22 protein-coding genes and 5 tRNA genes are annotated in these 25,527 nt (G+C 44.0%); 13 read left to right on the top strand and 14 right to left on the bottom strand.

The genetic code is table 11. The features are described from left to right. Positions 1-55: 55 nt before the first annotated feature. Entirely contained in the window at positions 56-2,167 is a 2,112-nt protein-coding gene (metG, locus tag RTL34_RS01100; RefSeq protein WP_312113916.1) for a methionine--tRNA ligase, read from the bottom strand. 212 nt (positions 2,168-2,379) lie between these two features. Between metG and apbC the strand changes: the two genes are divergently transcribed. Then, positions 2,380-3,606 (top strand): iron-sulfur cluster carrier protein ApbC, encoded by a 1,227-nt coding sequence (apbC, locus tag RTL34_RS01095; RefSeq protein ID WP_312113914.1) that lies wholly within the window; start codon positions 2,380-2,382, stop codon positions 3,604-3,606. Between the two features lie 94 nt (positions 3,607-3,700). Here the strand turns inward: apbC and RTL34_RS01090 are convergent, their stop codons facing one another. The 3 genes from RTL34_RS01090 to RTL34_RS01080 all read right to left on the bottom strand — a co-directional run bounded on the left by RTL34_RS01090 (position 3,701) and on the right by RTL34_RS01080 (position 6,032). Beyond that, positions 3,701-5,026, bottom strand: a complete 1,326-nt coding sequence (locus tag RTL34_RS01090) for an LD-carboxypeptidase (RefSeq protein WP_312113912.1) — start codon at positions 5,024-5,026, stop codon at positions 3,701-3,703. A 61-nt stretch (positions 5,027-5,087) separates the two neighbouring features. Then, a complete protein-coding gene (locus tag RTL34_RS01085) occupies positions 5,088-5,375 on the bottom strand; it encodes a hypothetical protein (RefSeq protein WP_312113910.1) in 288 nt (95 codons plus the stop codon). 111 nt (positions 5,376-5,486) lie between these two features. Then, positions 5,487-6,032, bottom strand: coding sequence for a hypothetical protein (locus RTL34_RS01080; protein WP_312113908.1), 546 nt, complete (start codon positions 6,030-6,032; stop codon positions 5,487-5,489). A 135-nt stretch (positions 6,033-6,167) separates the two neighbouring features. On the opposite strand from RTL34_RS01080, the gene dnaQ reads away from it, so the two are divergent. From dnaQ to RTL34_RS01045, 7 genes are all read left to right on the top strand, one after another. Further along, complete coding sequence (gene dnaQ, locus RTL34_RS01075; RefSeq protein WP_312113906.1) at positions 6,168-7,850, top strand: DNA polymerase III subunit epsilon; 1,683 nt, start codon at positions 6,168-6,170, stop codon at positions 7,848-7,850. Between the two features lie 247 nt (positions 7,851-8,097). Next, the gene (locus RTL34_RS01070; protein ID WP_312113904.1) at positions 8,098-9,774 is read left to right on the top strand and encodes a hypothetical protein; all 1,677 of its coding nucleotides are present in this window, start codon (positions 8,098-8,100) and stop codon (positions 9,772-9,774) included. Positions 9,775-9,792: 18 nt separating this feature from the next. Further along, a complete protein-coding gene (gene nudC / locus RTL34_RS01065) occupies positions 9,793-10,602 on the top strand; it encodes an NAD(+) diphosphatase (RefSeq protein ID WP_312113902.1) in 810 nt (269 codons plus the stop codon). A gap of 126 nt (positions 10,603-10,728) precedes the next feature. Next, positions 10,729-11,538 carry an RnfABCDGE type electron transport complex subunit B gene (locus tag RTL34_RS01060; RefSeq protein ID WP_312113900.1) on the top strand — a complete coding sequence of 270 codons (810 nt, stop codon included), beginning with the start codon at positions 10,729-10,731 and terminating at the stop codon, positions 11,536-11,538. Positions 11,539-11,619: 81 nt separating this feature from the next. Further along, the gene (gene nth / locus RTL34_RS01055; RefSeq protein ID WP_312114241.1) at positions 11,620-12,264 is read left to right on the top strand and encodes an endonuclease III; all 645 of its coding nucleotides are present in this window, start codon (positions 11,620-11,622) and stop codon (positions 12,262-12,264) included. A 199-nt stretch (positions 12,265-12,463) separates the two neighbouring features. Further along, on the top strand, positions 12,464-12,997 hold the full coding sequence (locus RTL34_RS01050) for an inorganic diphosphatase (RefSeq protein ID WP_065252420.1): 534 nt from the start codon (positions 12,464-12,466) through the stop codon (positions 12,995-12,997). 131 nt (positions 12,998-13,128) lie between these two features. After that, on the top strand, positions 13,129-14,502 hold the full coding sequence (locus tag RTL34_RS01045; RefSeq protein WP_312113898.1) for a 3-deoxy-D-manno-octulosonic acid transferase: 1,374 nt from the start codon (positions 13,129-13,131) through the stop codon (positions 14,500-14,502). 139 nt (positions 14,503-14,641) lie between these two features. Here RTL34_RS01045 and RTL34_RS01040 read toward each other — a convergent pair whose 3' ends face one another. The 4 genes from RTL34_RS01040 to RTL34_RS01025 all read right to left on the bottom strand — a co-directional run bounded on the left by RTL34_RS01040 (position 14,642) and on the right by RTL34_RS01025 (position 17,411). Further along, positions 14,642-15,442, bottom strand: a complete 801-nt coding sequence (locus RTL34_RS01040) for a 3-hydroxybutyrate dehydrogenase (RefSeq protein WP_036589350.1) — start codon at positions 15,440-15,442, stop codon at positions 14,642-14,644. Between the two features lie 80 nt (positions 15,443-15,522). After that, complete coding sequence (locus RTL34_RS01035) at positions 15,523-16,305, bottom strand: acetoacetate decarboxylase (RefSeq protein ID WP_188875108.1); 783 nt, start codon at positions 16,303-16,305, stop codon at positions 15,523-15,525. Positions 16,306-16,547: 242 nt separating this feature from the next. Then, positions 16,548-17,258, bottom strand: coding sequence for a 16S rRNA (uracil(1498)-N(3))-methyltransferase (locus tag RTL34_RS01030; RefSeq protein WP_312113893.1), 711 nt, complete (start codon positions 17,256-17,258; stop codon positions 16,548-16,550). A 63-nt stretch (positions 17,259-17,321) separates the two neighbouring features. Then, a tRNA-Ser gene (locus RTL34_RS01025) sits at positions 17,322-17,411 on the bottom strand. A gap of 478 nt (positions 17,412-17,889) precedes the next feature. Between RTL34_RS01025 and RTL34_RS01020 the strand changes: the two genes are divergently transcribed. Continuing rightward, complete coding sequence (locus RTL34_RS01020) at positions 17,890-19,227, top strand: dicarboxylate/amino acid:cation symporter (protein WP_007116316.1); 1,338 nt, start codon at positions 17,890-17,892, stop codon at positions 19,225-19,227. Positions 19,228-19,303: 76 nt separating this feature from the next. Here RTL34_RS01020 and RTL34_RS01015 read toward each other — a convergent pair whose 3' ends face one another. From RTL34_RS01015 to RTL34_RS01000, 4 genes are all read right to left on the bottom strand, one after another. Further along, positions 19,304-19,609 carry a CopG family transcriptional regulator gene (locus RTL34_RS01015; RefSeq protein ID WP_312113890.1) on the bottom strand — a complete coding sequence of 102 codons (306 nt, stop codon included), beginning with the start codon at positions 19,607-19,609 and terminating at the stop codon, positions 19,304-19,306. A gap of 214 nt (positions 19,610-19,823) precedes the next feature. After that, entirely contained in the window at positions 19,824-20,312 is a 489-nt protein-coding gene (locus RTL34_RS01010; protein ID WP_312113888.1) for a hypothetical protein, read from the bottom strand. A gap of 174 nt (positions 20,313-20,486) precedes the next feature. Continuing rightward, positions 20,487-20,562 (bottom strand) — tRNA-Asn (locus RTL34_RS01005). 193 nt (positions 20,563-20,755) lie between these two features. Further along, positions 20,756-20,831, bottom strand: a tRNA-Asn gene (locus tag RTL34_RS01000). A 394-nt stretch (positions 20,832-21,225) separates the two neighbouring features. On the opposite strand from RTL34_RS01000, the gene RTL34_RS00995 reads away from it, so the two are divergent. The 4 genes from RTL34_RS00995 (at position 21,226) to RTL34_RS00980 (ending at position 22,634) form a co-directional block, all read left to right on the top strand. Continuing rightward, the gene (locus tag RTL34_RS00995) at positions 21,226-21,675 is read left to right on the top strand and encodes an acyl-CoA thioesterase (protein ID WP_312114239.1); all 450 of its coding nucleotides are present in this window, start codon (positions 21,226-21,228) and stop codon (positions 21,673-21,675) included. A gap of 8 nt (positions 21,676-21,683) precedes the next feature. Beyond that, entirely contained in the window at positions 21,684-22,358 is a 675-nt protein-coding gene (locus RTL34_RS00990; RefSeq protein WP_312113886.1) for a DUF2059 domain-containing protein, read from the top strand. Positions 22,359-22,445: 87 nt separating this feature from the next. Beyond that, positions 22,446-22,521, top strand: a tRNA-Val gene (locus RTL34_RS00985). 36 nt (positions 22,522-22,557) lie between these two features. After that, positions 22,558-22,634, top strand: a tRNA-Asp gene (locus RTL34_RS00980). Between the two features lie 365 nt (positions 22,635-22,999). Here RTL34_RS00980 and RTL34_RS00975 read toward each other — a convergent pair. Then, positions 23,000-23,704, bottom strand: coding sequence for a potassium channel family protein (locus RTL34_RS00975; RefSeq protein ID WP_065263424.1), 705 nt, complete (start codon positions 23,702-23,704; stop codon positions 23,000-23,002). 23 nt (positions 23,705-23,727) lie between these two features. Continuing rightward, positions 23,728-25,509 (bottom strand): TrkH family potassium uptake protein, encoded by a 1,782-nt coding sequence (locus RTL34_RS00970; protein ID WP_312113882.1) that lies wholly within the window; start codon positions 25,507-25,509, stop codon positions 23,728-23,730. Between the last annotated feature and the right edge of the window lie 18 nt (positions 25,510-25,527).

Genomic DNA, 25,527 nt, shown 5'->3' with positions numbered 1-25,527 from the left:
GTGTCAAAATGTTTCAGCTCATCGCAATCAATCACAGTTAAGCCAGTTAAGCCCATTAAGCAAGGGTCGCACCCGCAGGGATATGGTCATCTAAAGTAACCACGGTCAATTGACCGGCTTTTTCAGCCGATAAAATCATACCTTCAGAAATGCCAAACTTCATTTTTCGTGGTGCAAGGTTGGTGACGCACACCACAGTTTTGCCCACCAATTGTTCAGGGTTATAGAATTTGGCGATACCGCTAAACACATTGCGCGTTTTCACATTGCCCTGCGCATCTGTCTCACCCACATCTAGGGTAAATTGCAGCAATTTATCTGCACCTTCCACGTTGTTGCAGGCTAGTACTTTTGCTACGGTCATCGTGACTTTGGCGAAGTCATCGATACCAATCAATGCGTTAGCATCAGTGGGTTGTTCGCTAGCGGCGGCTTTGGTTTTGCTAGTGCCCGCTTGCCCATTTGCTGGTTGATTGGCGATAGCAGGCTGTTTGTTTAAATCTTCTTTTGAAGCGTCCACCATCGCAGCAACTTTATCTTTGTCAACACGCTGCATCAATGGGGTAAAGGCGTTGATGGTATGCCCGACCAATAACGCATGACGGCTATCAAAATCTAGGCTGTCAACATTGAGAAAAATTCGTGCTTTTTCACACATCAATGGCAATACAGGGGCAAGATAAACCACCAACTGACGGAAGATATTAAGCGCGACGGTACACACCGCTTGTACTTCAGCTTGTTGACCTTCGACTTTGTTAAGAGCCCACGGTTTTTTGTCATCGATGTACTCATTGGCTTTGTCTGCGCACGCCATAATCAGACGCATGGCTTTGCTAAATTCGCGCGCTTCATAAGCGGCAGCGATATCTTCGCCCGCATCAATGATTTGTTGCACCAAAGCAGGCTCGCTAATTGTCAGTGCTAGTTTACTGCCATGATTTTTATGGATAAATCCTGCGCAGCGGCTAGCGATATTGACGACCTTACCCACCAAGTCAGAATTGACTTTTTGCATGAAGTCTTCAAGATCCAGATTGATATCTTCGACACTGGCTGATAATTTGCTAGCAAAGTAGTAACGCAAGTATTCAGGGTCAAGGTTTTGTAAATAGGTATCGGCTTTGATAAAGGTGCCGCGAGATTTACTCATTTTCTCGCCATTGACGGTCAAGAAGCCATGCGCGTTGATGGCAGTTGGGGTTCTAAATCCTGCGCCTTCAAGCATAGCTGGCCAAAACAGGGCGTGGAAATACACAATATCTTTACCGATAAAGTGATAAACTTCCGTGTTGTTATGATTTTCTTTTGACCAATACTCATCAAAATTTAAGCCTAACTGCGCACCTTGTTGGTCACACAAGTTTTTGAAACTTGCCATATAACCGACAGGCGCATCGAGCCACACATAAAAATACTTGTCGGGTTCACTGGCTGGGGTGTTTGGGATTTTAAAGCCAAAATACGGCGCATCGCGGCTGATATCCCAGTTGGCAAGCCCTGCATCAAACCATTCTTGTAATTTGTTGGCGATAGAGGTCTGCAGGCGACCTTCCTTACGCGTCCAATTTTGCAAAAATTCGTTAAAATTTGGCAGGTTAAAGAAGTAATGGATGGATGATTTCAAAACAGGCGTTGCACCTGAAAGCGTTGAGTATGGATTTTTGAGTTCGGTGGCATTGTAGGTGGTGCCGCAGACTTCGCAGTTATCGCCGTATTGGTCTTTTGCGCCGCATTTTGGGCATTCGCCTTTGACAAAACGGTCTGCCAAAAACAAGCCTTTTTCTGGGTCATACAGCTGTTCAACTGCTTTGTGCGAGATATGACCGTTTTCATACAAGCGATTATAAATCAGCTGAGAGTAATGCTCATTTTCTGGGCTATGGGTTGAGTAGTAGTTGTCAAAATCAACCAAAAATCCCGCAAAATCTTTTTCATGGGAGGCTTTGACATCGGCAATTTGCTCTTCAGGGGTGACACCGTTGGCTTCTGCTTTGAGCATAATCGCTGTGCCATGGGCATCATCGGCACACACATACGTCGCTTGATGACCCAATGATTTCATGGCGCGTACCCAAATATCGGTCTGGATGTACTCAACCAAATGCCCCAAATGAATCGGACCATTGGCATAGGGTAGGGCGCTAGTAACTAAAATTTTTCTCACAATACACCTATCATTGATTTGTTTAAAAAAATGTCATTATTGCTGTATGATAGCTTAAATCGCATCATTTCCCAACCAATGGGCATCAATCAAACAAGAAAAATTACTTTTCACACAGATATGTTCAATCTGTCTCTGTGAAAATTGGCAATAAACCCCACTTAACAGGGGTTAAAATCGTTAAAATTACAACATTGGGGTAAGCAACTATCATGTTTAACTTTATCAAACCAAAAACCGTGGCGACAGTGGATGAATCCACGCTTAATCAGTTATTTGATGACTATCGCGTCAATAACCAGCCAATTCGCCAGTATGTCAAAGGGGTTAAACAGCAAGGTAATAGTCTGACATTGGATTTGCGCTTGCCCGATGACTGCAATCCTGAACAAATCCATCATGATTTGAGCCAAAAGCTACATATTCATGGGGTCAGTGAAGTGAATATGAATATTACCTTGTTTGACAGCACTACTGCGCCAAAACCTACGACCAAAGGTAGTGGCTCAACCCTACCCAAAACCACCAATGCCATGCCACCCGTCACTCAGGCCGCGCCACAAAGTGACAAATTAGTCACAGAAACCCCTGAACCTGCGATTGCCAAAAAAGCCACCACCCAAGCTGAATTAACACCGCATCCACGTATCGAGCATATTATTGTGGTGGCTTCGGGCAAAGGCGGCGTTGGTAAATCGACGACGACAGTGAATATCGCCTTGGCGCTGCAAAAATTGGGCAAACGCGTGGGCGTGCTGGATGCCGATATCTACGGCCCCAGTATTCCAAGTATGCTTGGCGTGGCAGGTCAGCAGCCGCAGCTCGAGCATGAGCAATTCGTACCGATTGCCGCGCAAGGCATACCGATGCTATCTATCGGTAGCTTGTTGAGTGATGACACCACCCCGATTGCTTGGCGCGGTGCCAAAGCCACAGGCGCACTGATGCAACTTTACAACCAAACCAACTGGCCAAATCTTGATTATTTGGTGATTGATATGCCACCTGGGACAGGGGATATTCAGTTGACGCTCGCCCAGCGTATTCCTGTGACCGGTGCGGTGATTGTGACCACACCGCAGCATATTGCCTTGCTAGATGCGCAAAAAGGCATTGAGATGTTCCGCAAAACCCATATCCCTGTGCTGGGCGTGGTAGAAAATATGGCGCTGCATACTTGTAGCAGCTGTGGGCATACCGAAGCGATTTTTGGCGAAGGCGGCGGTGATAAAATGGCAGCACAGTATCAAGTGCCGCTGCTGGGGCAATTACCACTGGCGAAAGGCATCCGCGAGCAAGCCGATAAGGGCGAGCCGTCCGTCATTGCTAATCAAGGCGCAGGCGATGAATTTGCCGACTATTATCTCAATATCGCTAAAAATATCGAAGCCAATATCACCAAATTTGCCAAAACGCATGATAACAATCGGATTTTCTAGCGCGATTGGACAGTCAAAGAATATGTGTTAAATAAACCTGTTTGGGTAGCATACAAACAGGTTTTAACTAACATACATAAGACACCGCTATACCCTAGACCAACAATTGGCGTAAATCTAAATTGCCAAAGTTTGCATCGGTTTTAAGATGATAAAACTGGTTGAATGTCGCTTGATAGCCACTACCCACATTGTCAAGTGTGACAGGAACCCCCAACGGAAAATTAATGCGTCTTGCCACATGCCCAAAGGGAAAATCGGTGTAGATGGGTCGCCCTGTCGCTTGTTGGATAGTACGGATGACGGTATCAAAGGTGTAATCGCCATTATAAGCATCACTGATGCCGCTAAAATTAAATTTGCCCAGCACAATCGCTTGCTGTTTTGCCACAATGCCTGATAACACCAAGGTTTGTAGCATACGCTCAATACGGTATGGCTGCTCACCGGTATCTTCCAAAAATAAAATCCCATTGTCGACAGTTGGCATATACGGCGTGCCTACCATTGCAGATAACACACTAAGATTACCGCCCCATAAGATGCCTTTTATCGGCTTAGCCAAAGGACGCGCAGTGTCACGATACAGCTGAGTTTCTGGCACTTGGATACGTAGCTGGTTTTGGGTACAAAGGTTGATAAAACTTTGGATGGTATCGGTATTCACCGCTGTTTTGCCAAAGTCACTACTGAGCATTGCCCCTGCTACATAAGGGAGATGACCTTTGGCGTACATAGCAAGTTGCAACGCAGTAAAATCACTAAATCCCATCAGCAGTGTGCCGCGATCTTTGAGTTTTTGTGTCAACGTTCGCCACTGATGATCACTTAGTTTGTTGAGCAAACGCATTGCACCATAGCCGCCACGCACGCCGAGTAATACCTTGGGCAATTGGTGTACAGGTCGATTGAGTAACGCGGTAATATCGCCCAAGCGCTCACTGTCTGAACCTGCAAAACGCAAATAACGTCGGCTAATCACTTCTGGATTGTCGATATAAAATCCCGCTTGGGTGAGTCGGTGAATCGCCAGTAAGTTACGCTGTTCATCACTGCCAAATCCCGATGGTGCTACCAGATGGAGGTGGACGCCGCGACCTTTGAGGGCTTCACAATTGGCTTTGATTGTCGCAAAGTCCCATTGGGGCCATTGGGGATTGATGGGCACTGTTTCCATGGGCGTATTGCCATTGGGCATAGCGCTTGGCTCGCCAAAAGCCATGTTATCAGCATCATTGTTTGACCCATACCGCTGTGAAGGTTGGCTAATCACTTGCCCGCTAATGGTCAAATCCGCTTTTGCACCCGTTACCGTCGCTGCCGATAGCGCTATCCCTGTCTTTAGCAGTCGGCGCCGCGTTAAGCCAGCCAAGTGGGTGGTAGTCATGGGGGCGTGAGTATTCGCCGTTTTTTGAGACATTTTATTATCCAAACAAATTCATCGACTTACAAAAAATCATGGTTCAACTAATCGGGTATGTTTAATCAGGTATATTCATCTTGTTGTTGGTATCTGCCGAAATACCATAATAAAAAACCCCTGTCGCCACCAAACTCGATACCAACACAAACATCATATCAAGCGCAGCTTTGTGCATAACATATAAATTCAATAGCGCAAAGACCACGAGTGCGATCACAAAAAAAATCGCCGTGTATTGCCATTTTTTATCAGTTGGGATGGCGGCGTCTTTGTAGTGAAAATGACGGATACTAAAGCCACTAGTGTATGCCACCAAGCCCAGCACTAACCATGCAAAAAAATTCATCGCTTATTCTCTATCAATCGTTTGGGGTTAAAATTTGGATGAGATATATTAATTCAAGCATAAAATCAAGCATCAAATCAAGCTCATCAAATCAAGCAGCGACTCAGGTGATTAAAGTTTGGTGGTTTGCTCGCATGCCACTTTATAGACCGTATTACTACCTTTGTAGATATAACCCAGATAGGGACTGTCAAATTGCGGGTTTAGGCTTGCAAAACTATCGGTGATTTTGGCGAGCACGAACACGCGATCGGGACGGGCGATGACTTTTTCTAAGTATTGATGTTCATCGGCTTTGATGTCAAAGTATTTTTGTATATCTGGGCTGTCAGTTGCGATGACTTGCATGGCTTCAGGTTTGTCCCAGTTTTTGCTGGGGTCGTTAAATTCGCGCATTTGCATAGCATAGTTGTCACCATTTTTGATAATTTTGATTTGGGCAGGTTCCGTATGGCTGACTGTGTAACAGCCCACAAACACATCATCGCTAGCGGCAGGTTGTGATAACGCTGGCGACTGTTTTGCGCCATCGCTGCTAGTCGTTGCAGGCGATTGGGGCTTGTTACAAGCCGCCAAATTTAGGCTTAGCGCACAGACCATAGCCATACCCAACTTGGTCAACACAGCTGACACGCGCGCACGAGATTTTTTTTGCATAGACGTCCTTTAAACCTGCAGATAGCAACTATAGGCGGTTATTATAGACGTTTTGGCATGGCTTTTTATGCTTTTTTTTCTTATACTGAGGGCTGTTTTTTTGATTGTTTTGCTGTTTCATATGGGTTGTTATCTATGTCAAATCATGCCTTAACGCCCCTTGTGGGTCGAACCCTTGCTTACACTGATGGCGCCTGCCGTGGCAATCCTGGTAAAGGCGGCTTTGGTGCTGTGGTGATTTTACCTACGGGTGAGCAAATTGATATTTGCGGGGGTGAGGCGCATACCACCAACAACCGCATGGAGCTGATGGGTGCGATTGCGGCACTGGAAAACAGCCCAAAAGCGTTACCGATTCAAATCTGGTCAGACTCTAGCTATGTCATCAAAGGCATCAGCGAATGGCTGGCAGGGTGGAAAAAGAAACATTGGAAAAATGTCAAAAATGTGGAATTATGGCAGCGACTTGATAAGCTGTGCCAGCAGCGACAAATTGACTGGCAATGGGTCAAAGGACATGCCGGTCATGATGGCAATGAGTATGCCGATAAGCTTGCAAACCAAGGCATTGACCAACTGCCCAAAACCTTTAACAAAGTGATTAAAAATCCACCCAATCCTATCACTGATTTAGATGTTAAATCGGATTTTAGTGATAAAAACCCTGATTTTGATGATAAAAAAAAAGACCCGCCCATGAACCCAATGTCAACCGATAACAACCCAGTCCTCAATCACTCAGAGTCAACCCGTGATTTTAGCGATACGTCTTTTGATGACGCGCAAGACCTAGAGTTTGCCGACAGTGAGATAATGGGGGATATCTTTTTGCAGGCACTCGACGGTGAACCCGCCGCAAGCACTATTCAAACAAGCACCACCCAAACAAGCAAGGCTCAAACCAGCATCGATGTATCCACTCAATCATCGTTAGGGGGGCAGACAACTCACTTGCCAACCAGTGCTAACCCACATTTTGCGGTGTTCACCAATCCACAAGGGCAATTTGTCGCGCAAGATGACAGCTTGATTGCTCAGCGTCCCGTGTTTAACGGTATTACCAGTCAGCCCAACCCGACCTTTATACCTTTATTACCCATTGCCAAACACAAAGGGACTGCCAATCGCCAGCTGATTCTCGATACTGAGACCACAGGGTTTGAAGCGCAAAATGGTGACCGTATCATTGAGGTCGGTATCGTTGAAATGATTAATCGACGTTTTACCGGTGAAAAACTGCATGTGTATATCAACCCAAAAATTGAAATGGGTGAGGAAGTCATTCGCGTTCATGGCATTCACAATGTGTTTTTAAATGATATGCCCGTGTTTGAGCAAGTCGGTGAAGCGATTTATGACTTTTTGCAAGGCGCAGAACTCATCGCGCATAACGCGGGGTTTGACATGAGCTTTTTGCAAGCTGAGTTTGCGCGCCTTGGCTTGCCCGATATCAACCAAACCGTCACCGTGACAGACAGCCTTGCCATCGCCAAACGCATGTTCGCAGGGCAGCGCAATACCTTGGATGCGCTGGTTAAACGTCTCAATGTCGGTAAACAAGACCGTACCTTCCACGGGGCGTTACTCGATGCCGAGATTTTAGCGGAAGTGTATCTGGCGATGACTGGCGGACAGGTTGCGTTAGCCATCGATGATGAGGTCGGCGGCGGTGTGGGCGGTGCGACTGAGCATCAGCGTTTTAGCACGACTATCAAGCGCTTTTTGGCGAGTAGCGAGGCTGAGCAGGCGCATCTAGAGTGGCTTAACGCCTTAAAAGATAACAACCCACAGCTGGCTGAAAACTGGGCGAGTGTTTAACAATAAAAAATGCCTCATTAAATTTTGTCACGTCATTTCTTTGATGGGCAAAATTTCATGATAAAGTGTAATTATTGTGCGGGTATTAACACTTTGACATAGACACTGGCATAGGGACGTCTTACAATAATCAGCAATAAGCGTAGCTGTCATAGGCGCGTTGGATTAATATGCAAGTCTACGTTAGAAACGCCTAAACACTGTCATTTTATCTTTATCACCCTAAAATCATTTTGGATAAAAAAACATGAGTCTGCCAAGTCCTAACTCACAAAAACTAACGGCCACCAATTTTGATTTGCCTTCATTGCATTTATTAAGACCTGAAATTGCCGTGACGCTACATGATGCCGAGATGCATTTAAGTGAGTTTAATGACGACAGTAGTCAAGCGCCGTTGCTACTCGATTCCGTGGATACCTTGGCACAACTGGCAAAAGTATTGCGGTTGATTCAATTAGAGGAAGGCTATGAACTCGCCAATAGTCTATCAGCAGGACTGCAAAAACTCTATGACGAACGCGACCAATCCAATAATGACATGATGATGGATGTGTCAGAAGGTATCATGACGTTGGCGCGTTATATCGAGTTTGTATTACTTAAAGAGACCATTGAACCTTCGTTGTTGTTGCCGATTATCAATCAACTTCACAGCGATTTGAATCAGCCAGCGCTGCAGCTATCAGACTTAACTGCCAACAAAAACAGCAGTATCGTGATTGCCAATCCAGAACAAAATTACCAACCGTTAAAATCACTTGGCATTGACCCAAAAAAACTGGTGGAAGCTTATCGCGCAGGTCTGAGCGTAGCACTCACTGCACAGAGCAATCAATTATCGCCAAAAGAGCTAGAAAAACTCAACGCCATGCAAGCTGCGTGTGAAATGGTTTCAAAACGTACCGACAGTTTGTTTTGGCATGCCGCTGATGCTGCGGTATCAGATTTGGCATGGGTGTTACCGCTTAGTAACCTGCAAAAGCGGGCGCTCATTTTTGTCGAACAACAGTTTAATGACTATCTACCTGTCAATGATTCTCGTTTTGCTGATTTGGTGCAATTTGCCAGCTCAAGAGATAGCCAGCTTGCCTTGCAAGTTCAGCGCAAATTCTCGGCCAATACCTTAGACGAAACCCAGCTAAAAACCATGCGCCGCTTCTTGTTTGGACCTGACCGTGAAGTGACCAGTACGCTTAACCAGCTCATCCAGCAAGAAATTGATTTGATTAAATCTGCCAGTGACAGTTATGCTCGCCAAGTTAATCTCAATTCAAGTACAGATGAGATTGATAGCATGGCGCAGCATTTGCATGATTTAAGTAGCGTGTTTAAAACCTTAAATTTAAATGAGGTGAGTGCAGCACTGACTCAACAAATTGGCAAATTAAAAACTTGGACACAGCCAACGCCTGATGATTTTGATGAATTGCTTGGCACTTTAATGATGGCGGAAAATGCGGCAATTAACCTGGCAAAATCACATACCCCAGGTGCGGTAACATTGCCCGTGTACAACCAAACTATTTCGCTACATCAAATCGAAACAGCGCACAACACCCTCGTCCAAGAAAGCCGTACCGCGATTGCCACCATTGAAACTGCGCTCAATGATTATCTAAATGACACCGACAAAGATATTTTACATATCACGCCTGTGCCTGATATCATGCGCACTATCTCGGGTGCTTGCTTATTTTTAAACTTACCTCGACAAAGCCAACTGCTCAAACGCGGTGCCACAGTGCTACAAAACTTAATTGAGCAACAGGGTCGTGAGTTATCAGAGCATGAGCTTGCTAAAATTGCTGATATTGTGATGTCAGCAGATTATTATTTAGAAAGTCTTGAAACGAACAAACCCGCCGGCAACCATGCAATGTATGTAGGCTATCGCAGCTTACAACACATGCTTGTGGCTTAGGGTGATTTGGTAACCAATATGACCGCATTACACCATTATTTGCTTATTTGTGATAACGATAAGTTCGCTTGTATAGGCGGACTTCCTTTTTTTTATCGTTGTGAGGACGTGCCCGCTCAGGCAGTTAAGGTGAACACCGATGAGGTAGGCAACAGTATTTATGCCATTGCCCATCAAGATATCGACTTGTCACAATTGCCAGAAGAAATTACAGGACAGATTGAGTTTCTGCGCTTTCGACATCTGATTGGCAGCCTTGATGCGCTACAAACCAGCCAATTAGCCAAAGCCATGCAGTTATTGCGCTGGCATCAAGATCATCAATTTTGTAGCCGCTGCGGTACGCCCACGGACTTACACCCCACTGAAAATGCCACCGTTTGCCCCAGCTGCCATTATCACCAGTATCCTAGAGTGCAGCCTTGTATGATCACCGCCATCATCAAAACCACCACGGACAAACCACAGATTTTGTTGGCGCATCATCTACGGGCGACAGATAGCAAAATGTATACCGTGCTGGCAGGTTTTGTGGAAGTCGGTGAGAGCTTAGAGCAATGCGTGCATCGTGAAGTGATGGAAGAGGTGGGGTTATCTGTCAGTAATTTGCGCTATTTTGGCAGCCAACCGTGGCCTTTTCCCAGCAATTTAATGGTAGGGTTTATTGCAGAGTACCAAAGTGGCGATATCACCATAGATAACAATGAGCTGATGGATGCCCAATTTTTTGATATAGATAGCTTAGATGAAAACGGCCCTATCATTCCGCCAAAAGGCACGATTGCTTACCAACTGATCCAATGGGTTAAACAGCATTACCAATCTTAAACAGATTGATTCAGTGATTTGTCTTCATTATTTGTCTTGATGATTTGTATTAATAGGTTATAGGCGAAATAGGCATGAGCTATGCTAAAATACACATTGATGATTATAGTGAATAAAAATTGAGCCATGTCTGATAGCCAACCTGTTTTCGAGGTACCCAATCTATTTAATAATTTAAACTTAAATAGCCTAAGTATCGAGCATCAACGATTAATACAACAAATCGACCAAGTCCTGCCGCAAACCCAATGCGGGCTATGCGGTCATCCTGAAGGCTGTCTGCCGTATGCCACCGCCATTGTCACACTGGGCGAATCGCATAACCAATGCGTGCCCGGTGGACAATCAGTCACCGACCAAATCGGCAAGTTGCTTGGGCGTATCCCGCTGACGGCTGAAGTATCAAAGTGGCAAACCGATCCCGCTACCAATCGTCCGATGGAAATGCGAGCCATCATTCGAGAAGAAGATTGCATTGGCTGTACCAAATGTATTCCTGCGTGTCCTGTCGATGCCATTATTGGCTCAGGCAAACGTATGCACACCATTTTTACCGACCTCTGCACAGGTTGTGAGCTGTGTCTGCCACCCTGTCCCGTGGACTGCATCGAGCTGGTGCCCTTCACACGGTTAATGGATGACGCGACAAGGCAAACCGAGCAAGATGGATTACGCGCGCGCTATTACGCCCACCTTGAGCGTATTGAACGTCAGGTCAATGACAACACCAATGCCAAACCTGTGGTCAGTATGGTACAAGCCAAACTCAACGATATCAAAGTCGATATCGATGAAGCAGCGGCTAAAAACGCCATTGAAGCGGCAAAACTACGCACCCAAATCAAAAAATTAGAAAAACAACTTGCCGTACGCGCTGATGACAACAAACAAGCCTTGGTGCAAGCCTTGCAGCAGCAACTTGCGACACTGCCATAACCTAAAGAGTGCATCATGGTTGCCAACATCAAACCAAAAATCCAAGTGCCCAAAACCGCAGAGACGCCGCCATCACGGCGCATGCCCAATAAAAACGTGTTGCCGTTTTTCCAAAAGCTAGCCGCAGCCATTGAAAAACCAGAGACGGAACTGGAATATCAGAGCAACTTTGAATTGTTGATCGCGGTCATACTGTCGGCACAAGCCACCGATGTCAGTGTCAATCTGGCTACCCGTAAATTGTATGCCGTTGCCAATACCCCGCAAGCAATTTTGGATTTGGGTGAAGCTGGGCTAAAAAGTTATATCAAAACCATTGGGCTATATAATAGCAAAGCCAAAAATGTGATGAAATGCTGCCAAGACTTGGTGGATAAATTTGCTAGTAAAGTACCGCAAACCCGCCACGAGCTTGAAAGCCTGGCAGGGGTAGGGCGAAAAACTGCCAATGTGGTGCTCAACACCGCCTTTGGGCAGCCCACCATGGCAGTGGATACCCATATTTTTCGTGTCGGCAATCGCACAGGCTTGGCAACGGGTAAAAATGTGCGAGAAGTGGAAGATAAACTCATCGCCCGCATACCACAGGACTATATATTGGACGCGCACCATTATTTGATTTTGCATGGGCGTTATACTTGTAAAGCCAGAAGTCCCGAATGTGGCAAATGCCCGGTGTATGACGAATGTATGTTTAAAGACAAAGCCAAGTTTATTGAAAAGTAAGTGTATTTAAATTCACACAGGATGTTAAACGAGCAATTTTTTTAATTCCAAACTTGCCTATGCATATTCATAATCTCCTACAAGTTGTGGCGGGAATAAATAGAGAAAGCCAACAGACTTTGCTATAATCGACCCACTTTTAGGCTACTTTTTTACAAGCAGTTTTGTAAACAACTTTACTAACAAAAAGGAAAAACTCATGGCAGATTTTAACCAAATTCTTGATGCGGGTGATGTTGATGGCGGCGTGATTAACGTGGTTATCGAGATTCCAGCGGGTTCAAACAACAAAATCGAATGGAATCGTAAACTTGGCGTGATGCAACTTGACCGCGTAGAGCCACAATTATTTGCCAAACCTACCAACTATGGTTTTATCCCACAAACCCTTGATGAAGATGGCGACGAATTAGACGCACTGATTATCACTGACACCCCGCTACCAACAGGCATCTTTATGGAAGCCAAAGTCATTGGCGTGATGAAATTCGTCGATGATGGTGAAGTAGATGATAAAGTAGTCGTCGTACCTGCAGATGACCGCAACAACGGTAACGCTATCAATACCCTAGCAGATTTACCACAGCAGCTGATTAAGCAAATCGAGTTCCATTTCAATCACTATAAAGATTTGAAAAAAGCGGGCACAACCAAAGTTGAAAGCTGGGGCGACATTGAAGAAGCCAAAGCGGTGATTAAAGAATCACAAAAACGCTGGACAGAACAAGCCTAATGGCTGGTCTTGAATTTAGCTAACGCTTAAGTTCAAAAACCCTACCCACAAAGTAGGGTTTTTTTATTGCTATTTAAGCCCTCGTTTTTTACAATAACGCCATTTTTTATTGAGTTGTTTCAAGAGTCGTTATGCAAGCCACACCGTTATACTATCGTCTCGCCATGTCGCTGTTAAAGCCACTATACCAACTAAAACTTGCGAGCAAAACCACCTTGCCTAATGAAAAGCAGCAACGCTTCGGTCAAGTGTTTCCCGAGATTCACACCCATCAGCCGATAATTTGGTGTCATGCGGTGTCCCTCGGTGAAACCAATACCGCCGAACCGATTTTAAGAGATTTGCTCGCGCAAGGCTATGCGTTGTGGGTGACCAATACCACCCATACAGGCTTTAACCGCGTCGAGCAGCTGTTTGCGCCTGAGATAGCAGCAGGTAAGGCGTACCATAGTTTTGTACCGGTCGATAGCAAAGCAGTGATTGATAAATTTTTGACCCATGTCCAACCCGTCGCCGCGTTATTTATCGAGACTGAATTGTGGGGCACCACGCTTGCTGAACTCAACAATCGTCAAATTGCCACGATTTTGGTCAATGGTCGCTTGTCTGAAAAATCTTTTAAGGGATATCAAAAAGCTGCCAAGCTGAGCCAAAGTATGATGGAGAATTTAAGCCTTATCATCGCCCAAGACAGCGATTCTGCCAAACGCTTTCGCCAATTGGGCGCTACCAGTGACAAAATTCGTATTGCCAGCTCGCTTAAATGGTCTAGTAAAACCAACCCGTTGATGCTAAGCCGTGCCGAAAAGTTACGAGAAACTTGGAACTTGTCAGATCGTGCCGTGATTTTGGCAGCCAGCACCCATGAAGGCGAAGAATTGGCAATTTTAGACAGTTTTTTAACCGTGAAAGCCCAGTATGCCAACCGTCATCCGCTGCTCATTATCGTACCCCGTCACCCCGAGCGTTTTGATGATGTTGCTAAATTGATTGATTCCAAAAATTTGCCGGTGATTCGGCGTAGTCAAGATGGCGAACCTGCCAAAAATGAAAGCGTTTATTTGGCAGATAGTATGGGTGAACTTGGCGTGTGGTATGCTCTTTCGGACATTGCCATTGTCGGTGGGACTTTGGTCAACATTGGGGGGCATAATCCGATTGAAGCAGCCATTGTCGGCAAGCCGATTATTATGGGGCAATATACCCAATCTTGCCAACTGATTGTGGATCAGTTAAAACAATCCGGTGCATTGGTGCAAGTCAATGGTAGTGATGAATTAACGCAGCAACTAGCTCGCTGGCTTGCCAACCCAAAATCTGCCCAAACCGCGGGTCACGTCGGGCAAATTTTAGCAGAAAAATATCAAGATGCGACCAAGCAACAACTTGCCATGATCATGCAATGTATCGCTGATAATAAGGAACAGCTTATAAAATCAGAGATTCAAAAAATTGACCATGAACCTGTGGTGAGTGATGGTCGAAAGCTCATTGACGATTTGTAACTCATGAATTAACCATTTATATAGATTGCAAACACAAAAAAAGGACTAGCCAAGCTAGTCCTTTTTTATCAGTCAGTTTTGTAATTTATTTTTGTACTTCAGATTTTCTTGTACTTTGGTTTTATAGGACAGCATTCAGCTATTTCATAAACCAACCATGACTTGCGATAAATGATTGACCGGTCATTGCATTGGTTGGGAAAGCCGTTAAGAATAAGGTTAATTGAGCGATATCATCGGTTGTGGTAAATTCACCGTCAACGGTTTGACCCAGCATTACATTTTTCACCACTTCTTCTTCAGAAATGCCTTTTTCTTTGGCTTGTTCTGGGATTTGTTTTTCAACCAGTGGGGTTTTGACAAAGCCTGGGCATACCACATATGAGCGCACATTGTGAGCGGCGCCTTCTTTAGCCAATACGCGGGCTAGACCTAATAGCGCGTGTTTGGCAGAGACGTACGGCGCTTTTAGGGCTGATGCTTCATGCGAGTGTACTGAGCCCATATAAATGACGGTACCTACTTTGTCATTTTGATACATGTATTTAAGTGCCGCTTTGGTAGTCAAAAAAGCACCGTCTAGATGAATGGCAATCATTTTTTTCCAATCAGCGTAGCTAAATTGGTCGATTGGGTTGATGATTTGGATACCGGCATTGGACACCAAGATATCAATATCCCCAAATTCTTGTACCAGTTTATCCACGCCAGCATTTACCGCGTCTTCATTGGTCACATCCATGGCAATGGCAACCGCTTTGCCGCCTGCAGCTTTGATTGCATCCACGGTTGCTTGCGCCGCATCTGGGTTGATATCTGCAATACCTACCGCAGCGCCTGCTTTGGCATAGGTTTCTGCGATATCGCGGCCGATACCACTTGCAGAGCCAGTGACGAGTGCGACTTTACCTGTTAAATCAGTAGTGAGTTGAGTAGCCATGATTTTCTCCTTAATTTTTTATGACAAAGTGGTTTTATTATGACGGTTTTAATTATTGAAAATTAATTATTAAAAGTTAATTATTGAAAGTTACTATCGGGACGGGCTTGCGCATCGGCAATATAGTCTACCGCTACTTCACCCAACGCCAGGGTGAGATTTGCAATAATATGAGAGGTTTTGACGATTTCTAGCACAGGTAATTTTGACACGGGTGCCATCACATGGTCAAATAACTGTAAGGTAGCAGGCCCTGTATAGGCTGCTTTAACTTCTACATCAGTCAAATAATAACGCACCAACTCGCAAATACGCGGCGTGCCATCGACATGGGGAATAAGTTTTAACAAATAATTGGGCGTTTTTTCCATATTGGCTTTGACAGTGGCTTTGTCCAGCTCATCATATTTATACGCCATAGTACCTGTGGCTACGCGCACACTGCCATAGTCGAGGGTGCCAAGTAGGGTGTCGGTATTGTCAACGGTTAATACAGGCGATGCCATTTTTTTTGGAAAACCCCACAGCTCACGCCCGCCCGCGGTAGGTCCAAAGTCATCTAAAAACATACAATGGGTATAATTGGCATGACGACCTTCGGCATCAATCACTTCAATCACTTGTCCTGATTCAGTATAGTTGCCAAAACCTGTACTGTTGGGCATACGGATAAACTCGTAACTCACCAGCGCGTCATCAGTGATTTGGAGTGGCTCAGGTACAATAGCGCGCAGTTTTTCGGCATCGGTGCGGTAGGTGATGATAAAGTATTCGCGGTCAAAAAATTCGTAAGGACCATTCGAACAAGGTGGGGCAGTAAAAGGCATAAACGTTGCGTTATCTAAGATATCACTCGCTTTCATGAGCTTTCCTTTTTATCTCGTTATGTTATCTAGTCATGTTGTTTAGTTATGCAATATTATTTAATTTTATCGTTATGACATAAAGCAGGAAATATCATACACCCTTATGCAAAATCAATCCCAAGACAAAATTGTTATGATTTTGTAATGATTTTTTCACACCTGCATCGGCTTAACTTTGGCGATAGCAGGTTATCTGACGGCAATGTAGGGCTGTTCTTATGGGCTATTTTATGGGCTAGTTAACATAACAGGGCATGACCGCAGAGCACACTCACGGCATTCTCAGTGCGTAAGATGCGATTGCCAATATGCGCCGCTTGGCAGCCAGCAGTTTTGAATAATTCGACTTCATAATCGAGCCAGCCGCCTTCAGCTCCAATCACTAGCACATGTGGCAGGGCATTGTCCCACACTTGGGTAAACTGCTCCTTGGCATAAGGATGTGCCAAAATCGCCTGTTTGCCTGCGATTAAAGCAGGGAGTTCATCTTCAACAAAGGGTTTTAAGCGTTTTTTGAGGCTCACGGTCGGGCTTACGGTATCGCAGGCTTGTTGTAGGCCTTCATGGATATAGTTATCGAGCTGAGTTAAAAAAGGGGTCTGCCAGTAGCTTTTTTCACTACGGTAACTATTGACCAAGATAATATGCTGGACACCCATCGCCGTCATGTCCAAAAATAGACGACGCAATACCTTGGGGCGGGGAATTGCCAAAATAACAGTCAGCGGCAGTTTGGCAGGTGGTGCAATAGTACAGTGGATTTGCGATAATTCGATGCTTGAATCGTGGATATTACTGACAACCGCTGTGCCTAAATGACCATTTTTGATACCGACTTTCACCGTATCGCCCAATGTCACTTTAAGCACCTGTTTTAAGTGCATCACGCTCGTTTTATCATCAATAATAGCGGTCGATAAGGTATTTTGCGGTAAAAGAATGATATTCATAAGGATAAATCTTAGGCAATAAAAAACCCCAAAACTTAATCAAGTTAGGGGTTTTTTTAAATATGGCGGAAGCTGAGAGATTCGAACTCTCGAAGGGCTCGCACCCTTGCCGGTTTTCAAGACCGGTGCATTCAACCGCTCTGCCAAGCTTCCAAATTGTGGTGGCTATTATATACAAGTGAAATAACAATGCAAGCATTATTTTACGTTAATGCAAAAAATATTAGCGAAAGAAAGCTAAATAGAAAGCTAAACAGAAAGTTGGATAACTATGCTGAACACTTTGGCTTAATATCTGGGCTTCATAACTTGCGCTGATGTTAAGCAAAATATTGAAGCGAAAAACGCTCAAAAACCCACTAATCCTCCGTCTAAACATATTAATACAACGGATTGTTTTAGTGCCTCCATGTGACCCATTGCAGCTTAACAATAATGTTGAAAATTACCTTGCTGATACGTTATCACATTGTTAATATACGCAGCACTGCAATCCATTAGATTTTCTAATGATTGTTGATAAAATTCTAAAGGTTGTGCGACTATTTGGCTAAATTTGTTCCACAATTTTTATCGAAAATGTAACCTTATCCCAGTTTTAGGGTTCGTCAGATAAAGGAGTGTATCTGTCATGATACCTATCGATACCACGACACTCGTGGAACCCCCCAAACCCCGTAAATGGTACCAAATTTTGTATGTACAAGTGATTATCGCCATTGTACTGGGTATCTTGCTTGGTGTATTTGCCCCAGAAGTGGGCGAGGCAATGAAACCACTGGGTGATGCATTTATTAAATTGGTTAAAATGATTATCGCCCCCGTTATTTTCTTGACAGTGGTGACGGGTATTGCTGGTATGAGCAATATGAAGCGAGTCGGTCGTGTTGCTGGTAAAGCAATGCTGTACTTCATTACCTTTTCAACCTTGGCATTGATCATCGGTCTTGTGGTTGCCAATGTGTTGCAACCCGGCGCGGGTCTCAATATTGATCCAGCCACACTGGCAACAGGGAAAGATGCGGCTAAAGTGTCTGAGTATGTTAGCAAAGCGCACGATAGTACCATTACCGGTTTTTTGATGAATATCATTCCGGAAACCATGGTAAGTCCACTGACGGAAGGGAATATCCTGCAAGTGTTATTTGTTTCAGTGCTGTTTGGTGTTTCATTAGCATCCGTGGGTGATCGTGCTCGTCCCGTGTTAAACTTCTTTCAAGAGTTATCTGCGCCTGTGTTTAAAGCGGTTGAAATCTTGATGAAAGCTGCGCCAATTGGGGCGTTTGGTGCGATGGCATTTACCATTGGTAAGTATGGCGTGCACTCACTGGGTAACTTAGCCTTTTTGATAGCCTGTTTTTATATCACTTCATTGCTATTTGTGCTGGTGGTGCTCGGTGCTGTGGCACGTTACAACGGCTTTTCAATCATCAAGATGATTAAATACATCAAAGATGAATTGCTATTGGTGTTAGGGACTAGTTCATCAGAAGCGGCACTACCAACCTTGATGCAAAAACTTGAACGCGCAGGCTGCGAAAAATCAGTGGTCGGTTTGGTGATTCCAACAGGGTATTCATTTAACCTAGATGGTACCAACATTTATATGACCATGGCAGCGTTATTCATCGCGCAAGCCTGTAATATTGATTTGACATTGACCCAAGAGATTACGTTATTATTGGTCGCAATGTTAAGCTCAAAAGGCGCGGCAGGTATCACGGGCGCTGGTTTTATCACCTTGGCAGCGACTTTGGCGGTGGTGCCAACTGTGCCCATCGAAGGTATGGCGCTTATCTTAGGGATTGACCGCTTTATGTCAGAGTGCCGTGCATTGACCAACCTAACGGGTAATGCCTGTGCGACGATTGTCGTGTCACGTTGGGAAAATGCGCTAGACAAACAGCGCTTGGACGCAGCGCTCAATGGTCAGCCATTACCGCCTATTGAGCATCATCCCACTGTATAAGCGTATAAAAGCGTTGATGAATCGTAAAAAACCCAAAACATATGCGTTTTGGGTTTTTTTATGGGGCTAAAAATGCCTAAGGTTTTGCCGTATCGTTTGCTTTGGCTTCTGGCTCATTGGCTGTCTCTTCAATCGCTTCAAAAATCACCTCATCAGCCACCCCTTGACGCTTCAGCTTTTCGATAAAACGGCTGTCTTTGGCGAGTGAGTAGCCGACATTCTCGGCATCGAGTCCCCGGCGAATATATAAGCGAATCAAGCCTTGAATACGTGGAAAACCATGATTTTTGGCGACTTGGGTTAACAAATCCCGCATTTCTTCAGTGATTTTGATATGAATAGGAACCATGACTTGTTGATTTTTTTTGATTTTAGTAATCATTTGCATGCCTCGCGTGTGATCAATTTTTAGCAATGAAGCTAGATGTAACCAGTTTATCAATTAGACGGAAAATTTAGCACAATTAGATATCTTTAACCTAGTGTAATTATTTCATTGGCGAGAAACAAGCAAGGCAAACGTAAAATTCCTACAAAAATCTTAGCCAAATGTTGCATTAGCTTAACGCTGCACGCGACAATCAGGCGAAATTTCTTTACAAAATTTGTTGTTCCCAATAGGCCTGTACCGATTTATCACATTGATAAACCTTCTCAACGATGCGATCGGCAGGGGCATTATTCACTTTTTTTACCAATTCAACCCACAGCTCAGGCGTACCGAGTTCAATAATCACATTAAACAGGGGCGTCATATCGCGCTGCAACAGCGATTGGTCAATCATATATGCCGCAAACACACACGCTTTCGGGCTTTTATCGGACACTGCGCGATAAGCCATGCCATCAAGCAAGGCTGGCACGGTGATTTTGAATTCTGGTAAAAGCTGCATGGCTAAATGCGCGCTATCAGGCAGCTTGATTAGCTCGATAAATTGGGTGATTAAGTTTTCATAGTAAGATTTATCATCTGATGACAGTTTACCTTGCTGCTGATCGCTCACTAGCTGGGTGATGCGGTCTTTATTAATCGCTTGTTGTAGGGTCAAAAATTGAGATTGGGTAGGGGAAAACGACAGCGTCATAACTAGTACCTTATCAATAGTATCTTAAGTACTTTAGCAAGTGAGAGAATAGGGTATCAAACAAAGGCGTATTAAACAGCAAATTGTTAAACTTTGCTCATAAAAAACTTTGCTCATAAAAAAACCCATTCACAAGGGAACGGGTTCAAAATATACAACAGAATTTGGCTTGATTGGCTCTCCAACCTGGGCTCGAACCAGGGACACATGGATTAACAGTCCATTGCTCTACCGACTGAGCTATTGGAGAACAGATAATCAAGTGGTGCGTATATTACTGAGATTTAAAAAATGAGTCAAGCATTTTTTAGCAAAAAATATCAATAAAATTCATGATGCAAAATGACCTATAGTAATCAAAATGATTCATAGCAATAACGATAGAGAAAAATGCTACATAAAAAAAAGACCTTTAACAAGCGATGTTAAAGGTCTTCTTAATATGGCTCTCCAACCTGGGCTCGAACCAGGGACACATGGATTAACAGTCCATTGCTCTACCGACTGAGCTATTGGAGAATAAGCGGTAGAATTTTTTGTTAAACCTGCAAAAATCATCGCAGCGTTTAAGTGGTGCGTATTTTAGCAAATTAACCGTGACTGTCAAGCCCTATATCAAAAAATTCTTTGGAAATTTTTATTTTTGACCAGATTGTAGCTAGTAATCAGTCAGTTACTGATTGGCTATTGTGGTGATAAGACGAATTTGCTACTTTAGCGATTAAGGCATCGCCATATGGGTCAAGTTGGCTCACAGCATTGATTTACAGCTATGTTAGTTCACATCTGAGATGCCGAGGTTAATAATTTTTTATGATAGTTGTTATATGAATTAAGAAGGATCTTCATTGTGGCCAATTCGGTTGAATTACAGCAAAATTTGCAAGTTGCCCCTTTACAAAACGAACTTACCATGTCTGTACTGATGACGCCTGATTTGGCAAATTTCACCGGCAATGTGCATGGCGGCGATTTATTAAAGATGCTTGACCAAGTGGCTTATGCTTGTGCCAGTCGCTATAGCGGTAGCTACGTGGTGACGCTATCGGTGGATCAAGTGATTTTTCGTGAGCCGATTCATGTAGGGGAGTTAGTCACCTTTTTAGCAAGCGTCAATTATGTGGGCAAAACTTCGATGGAAGTAGGCATTCGAGTGCAGGCAGAAAATATCCAAAACCGTACGATACGCCATACCAACAGTTGTTATTTCACCATGGTAGCGGTGGATCAACATGGCAAGCCAACCCGTGTACCACCCCTTGAAATCAAAGATAGCCCACAAGAATGCCGCCAAAAAGCCGCACAGATGCGTAAAGCATTGCGTTTTCAAAGTGATAACATTCCCCAATGTGATATCAAATAGGCAGAAAAATGCGTCATCAATATCCCTCTAAAAAACCCAACAAACCGTTAAATCCATCAGGGGCATTAAATGCTAAAAAATTAGCCTTGCTAGCCTTATTGACCTCGACTGGTATGACTATGCTGGTTCATCCTGCTTACGCCGAATTAATCATTCAGAACAACCCAGTTAGTGCTCAACCACCAGTTACGACTATTAACGAATTGCAAACCCAGCCCACGGATGCATCGCTTGACAAGCTTATCAAGGTGCTACATATCGATAAAATGATTGATGAAATGATTGCCCAACGCCAGCAAGCGGCCAGTATGATGAAAGGGTTACCCCAAGAATTCCCTACAGATGAAAACGCAGGCATTTTTAGCCGTCATGCGCAAAAACAGCTTAAAAATATCTTTGTCAAATATAGCACCGTCTTGGGACAGCAATTAGACCAACCCATCTCTAAACAGCAACTGCAACAAGCTTATCAGGCGATTGCCAAAAAAACCTATACCCAAGCTGAAGTCGATGCCCTTAACCAATTCTATGAGACCCCAATGGGACAACGCATCTTGAGCAAACAATCGCAAGTTTCCAGTGAGTTTGTGCAGGTGATGATGCCGACCCTGATAGGTGACACAAGCCAATTTGAAAAAGCGATGCCAAGTTTGCAAAAAGATATCGAAAAAATCTTTAAATAACTAGTTGACAATCCATGATAAGTCTATATAATACGCGTCACTTCGATGATATTGAAGCAACTTGATTGGCTTATAGATTGCCTGTCAGGGTCGTTAGCTCAGTTGGTAGAGCGTCTGCCTTACACGCAGAATGTCGGCGGTTCGAATCCGTCACGACCCACCAATTTGACAAGTTTGGGTCATCGTCGCCAACTACCGTGCAGTGGTAGTTCAGTTGGTTAGAATACCGGCCTGTCACGCCGGGGGTCGCGGGTTCGAGTCCCGTCCGCTGCGCCACTTATTTTAGTGGATTTAAAAACGAAATTTTTAAAGTTTTATGCCTCAAATCTCCCCTGATTTGAGGTTTTTTTTCGTCTTGGTATTTAGTTAAGTAATTGAATATAAAAAATATTATTTTTTCGATAAATCTTTTACTTATCAACTGTGTTTTTACTGACTGATTGTTAAATTACCAAACATGTTCTGAAAGATAGGTTAGTAAAACTAACGTCACCAAATGCTTGTGACCAAAACGTGACCATTTTGTGACCAAAAATTTTGGCTGACGACCTACAAGGTCGCAAGCCGTTGTTAAAACACAAGAAGTCTATCGAAAATCAAAAACATTGGCGACAATGAATAAGTGCTTTGATGGAGTATTGTCAACTATTCTGTGAGGCGTGCATATACTTGAACAGCCGTCTTAAGTCATTGGTTTCCCCAAATAATACTAAAACTGTATCAGGCTCAATGACAAAATCTGGATGCACAATGCCATCGATTTTGGATTTTGTTTGATTTCGACCAAAACCAAATTGGGTTTGGTGAAATGAAATGGTGGTTAACAGCATCACATTAAATTGATTGATTAAATCAAGGGCGTGAACTGTTTTACCGTAAAATGTAGGCGGTGTCTGTATTTGAACGATACTATAATCGTTATCGAGTTCAAACGAATCAATTAAGCCAGTTAGCGACAGTTTCTTTGCCCAGTGGGTTGCCGCCTCGTTTTCAGGTTGGATAATATCATCCACCCCCAATGCTTGTAGCACTTTTTCATGCAGTGGGTTAATCGCTCGGCTAATGATATATTTGGCATTAAGATTTTTGAATAGGGCAGTGACCATCACGTTTTGCCCTTGGTCTTCACCAATGGTAATGAGCACCACATCTGTTTGGGCAATGGGTAACCCTGAGACGGCGTTTTCGCTGGTAGAATCGATACAAATCGTGTGCGAAATGGATTCTTTGTAGCGCTCAACCTTATCCATATCGATATCAATACCAATGACCTCATGCCCTTGACTGGTGAGTTTGGTGGCGAGTGATGAGCCAAAATTGCCTAGACCGACGATGATGTATTTCATATCTATACCTTATCAATTTATCTTTAGGTGATAATAATCTCTTCGCTAGGATAGCGATAGCTTTGATGCCTTGGGCGATTTAATAAGGCAATTAAGATGGTCAATGCCCCAACCCGTCCACAAAACATCAGCCCAATCAGTACGGATTTGCTAAACGCACTTAAATGCGGGGTAATACCTAAGCTTAAACCTGTGGTGGTGTAAGCAGAAACACTTTCAAATAACACTTCTGTCATACTCATGTTGGGCTCTGCCCAGCGTATTAACGTACAACCAAACGCAATGATAATCACTGACAAACAGATAATCGCAAATGCCCGCTTCACTGAGATATCCGCAATTTCACGACGAAATACTTCGATACGAGAATAGCCGCGTGCCAGTGACACAATATTGAGCACAGCGACCGCAAAAGTCGTGGTTTTGATACCACCGCCTGTAGAGTTTGGGGCTGCCCCGACCCACATCAATGCAATGGTAAGCATCACAGTCGGTGGCGCTAGCTGTGCCATGTCTACCACGTTGATTCCTGATGAGCGCGGTGCAGCTGCCACAAAAAACCCTGTCACAAGTTTGCCTATGACACTGGTATGCTCAGTTAAGGTACCTTGCCACTCAAAGGCAAGCACACTGACAAAGGCAAGCACTAGCAAGGACAGGGTCGTCACTAAACTAATGCGACTATTGATACTTAGTAACCACGGCTTGGCACCATATCGTGAGCGGTTAGGAAACAGCAGGCGCATCACCTGATGGCGCAAATATTCCACGACATTGGCAACTATCGCAAACCCCAACCCCCCAAACAAAAACGTCACCGCCACAACCATTTGTAACGGATAATTAAAGCGCAGTTGTAACTCATATAAGCTATCACTCATCGTTGAAAAACCTGCATTACAAAATGCAGAGATGGCATGAAAAACCGAAAAAAAGATGCGGCGATGGATACTCATAGGGACATCAAGCATACTGAGATAAATCGCCATGGCTGCCACGGACTCCACCGCAAACGTGACCGCAAAAATTACTTTGAGCGTCTTTAGCACATCACTCATACGATTGGCTGAGGTCACATGCCCAATCTGTAGCTGTGTCTGATAACTGATGCGCCCTCGAAAAAAATAGCTAAAATAAGTGGCAAAAGTCAAAATCCCTAAGCCGCCCAATTGAAACAAACACATGATAATGATTTGACCCAATGGGGTAAAAAAAGCGCCTGTATCTTTTACCGCCAGACCTGTGATACACACCGCACTCGTGGCAGTAAATAGAGCATCAACAAACGCAATATGACCATAAGTGGCATTTGGCATCATCAGCAAAAACGTGCCGAGCAAAATAAGCAATAGAAAACTTAAAATAAACAACTGGGCAGGATGGGCAACGACTATCTTAAAGCTGAACTCCATCACCAATAACTTACGAATAAAAGAAACCAACAACGCAATTTTTATCAGCGATTTTTCAAACAGGAATTTGTATAAAAAAGAACTATTATCGGCAAAAAAATGTGTCACCAATAGCGCAATGACTAATAAAGCAATGGACAAATCAAACGTTAGCACAAGCTTTGAGCGTATACCTTTTTGCACATATTGACTCAATAACTCAATAAAATTAAGCCCAAGCACGATTAAATAAAACGTCGAAGCCACGCCATGCAACCAAACTTTAAAATCAAACCCTGTCTCAATAATCGCAAGCAATACAGCGAATAAACTGCTATAAAATACCAGTTTATTAAACACACCCGATGGCTTGTCATGCATTGACTCCAGCGCATTTTTTTTATTTTTTTTCAATATAAAATCAAACATCGT

It is taken from the genome of Moraxella sp. CTOTU47915 (genome assembly GCF_031986685.1).
Lineage (GTDB): Bacteria > Pseudomonadota > Gammaproteobacteria > Pseudomonadales > Moraxellaceae > Faucicola > Faucicola tetraodonis.
This window is presented reverse-complemented; position numbering and strand designations above follow the sequence as displayed.

What these genes read in the sequence shown, in the direction of transcription:
- apbC (WP_312113914.1), top strand. Translation starts at nt 2,380, where the DNA reads ATGTTTAACTTTATCAAACCAAAAACCGTGGCGACAGTGGATGAATCC.
- RTL34_RS01090 (WP_312113912.1), bottom strand. Translation starts at nt 5,026, where the DNA reads ATGTCTCAAAAAACGGCGAATACTCACGCCCCCATGACTACCACCCAC.
- RTL34_RS01085 (WP_312113910.1), bottom strand. Translation starts at nt 5,375, where the DNA reads ATGAATTTTTTTGCATGGTTAGTGCTGGGCTTGGTGGCATACACTAGT.
- RTL34_RS01080 (WP_312113908.1), bottom strand. Translation starts at nt 6,032, where the DNA reads ATGCAAAAAAAATCTCGTGCGCGCGTGTCAGCTGTGTTGACCAAGTTG.
- dnaQ (WP_312113906.1), top strand. Translation starts at nt 6,168, where the DNA reads ATGTCAAATCATGCCTTAACGCCCCTTGTGGGTCGAACCCTTGCTTAC.
- RTL34_RS01070 (WP_312113904.1), top strand. Translation starts at nt 8,098, where the DNA reads ATGAGTCTGCCAAGTCCTAACTCACAAAAACTAACGGCCACCAATTTT.
- nudC (WP_312113902.1), top strand. Translation starts at nt 9,793, where the DNA reads ATGACCGCATTACACCATTATTTGCTTATTTGTGATAACGATAAGTTC.
- RTL34_RS01060 (WP_312113900.1), top strand. Translation starts at nt 10,729, where the DNA reads ATGTCTGATAGCCAACCTGTTTTCGAGGTACCCAATCTATTTAATAAT.
- nth (WP_312114241.1), top strand. Translation starts at nt 11,620, where the DNA reads ATGCCCAATAAAAACGTGTTGCCGTTTTTCCAAAAGCTAGCCGCAGCC.
- RTL34_RS01050 (WP_065252420.1), top strand. Translation starts at nt 12,464, where the DNA reads ATGGCAGATTTTAACCAAATTCTTGATGCGGGTGATGTTGATGGCGGC.
- RTL34_RS01045 (WP_312113898.1), top strand. Translation starts at nt 13,129, where the DNA reads ATGCAAGCCACACCGTTATACTATCGTCTCGCCATGTCGCTGTTAAAG.
- RTL34_RS01040 (WP_036589350.1), bottom strand. Translation starts at nt 15,442, where the DNA reads ATGGCTACTCAACTCACTACTGATTTAACAGGTAAAGTCGCACTCGTC.
- RTL34_RS01035 (WP_188875108.1), bottom strand. Translation starts at nt 16,305, where the DNA reads ATGAAAGCGAGTGATATCTTAGATAACGCAACGTTTATGCCTTTTACT.
- RTL34_RS01030 (WP_312113893.1), bottom strand. Translation starts at nt 17,258, where the DNA reads ATGAATATCATTCTTTTACCGCAAAATACCTTATCGACCGCTATTATT.
- RTL34_RS01020 (WP_007116316.1), top strand. Translation starts at nt 17,890, where the DNA reads ATGATACCTATCGATACCACGACACTCGTGGAACCCCCCAAACCCCGT.
- RTL34_RS01015 (WP_312113890.1), bottom strand. Translation starts at nt 19,609, where the DNA reads ATGATTACTAAAATCAAAAAAAATCAACAAGTCATGGTTCCTATTCAT.
- RTL34_RS01010 (WP_312113888.1), bottom strand. Translation starts at nt 20,312, where the DNA reads ATGACGCTGTCGTTTTCCCCTACCCAATCTCAATTTTTGACCCTACAA.
- RTL34_RS00995 (WP_312114239.1), top strand. Translation starts at nt 21,226, where the DNA reads ATGTCTGTACTGATGACGCCTGATTTGGCAAATTTCACCGGCAATGTG.
- RTL34_RS00990 (WP_312113886.1), top strand. Translation starts at nt 21,684, where the DNA reads ATGCGTCATCAATATCCCTCTAAAAAACCCAACAAACCGTTAAATCCA.
- RTL34_RS00975 (WP_065263424.1), bottom strand. Translation starts at nt 23,704, where the DNA reads ATGAAATACATCATCGTCGGTCTAGGCAATTTTGGCTCATCACTCGCC.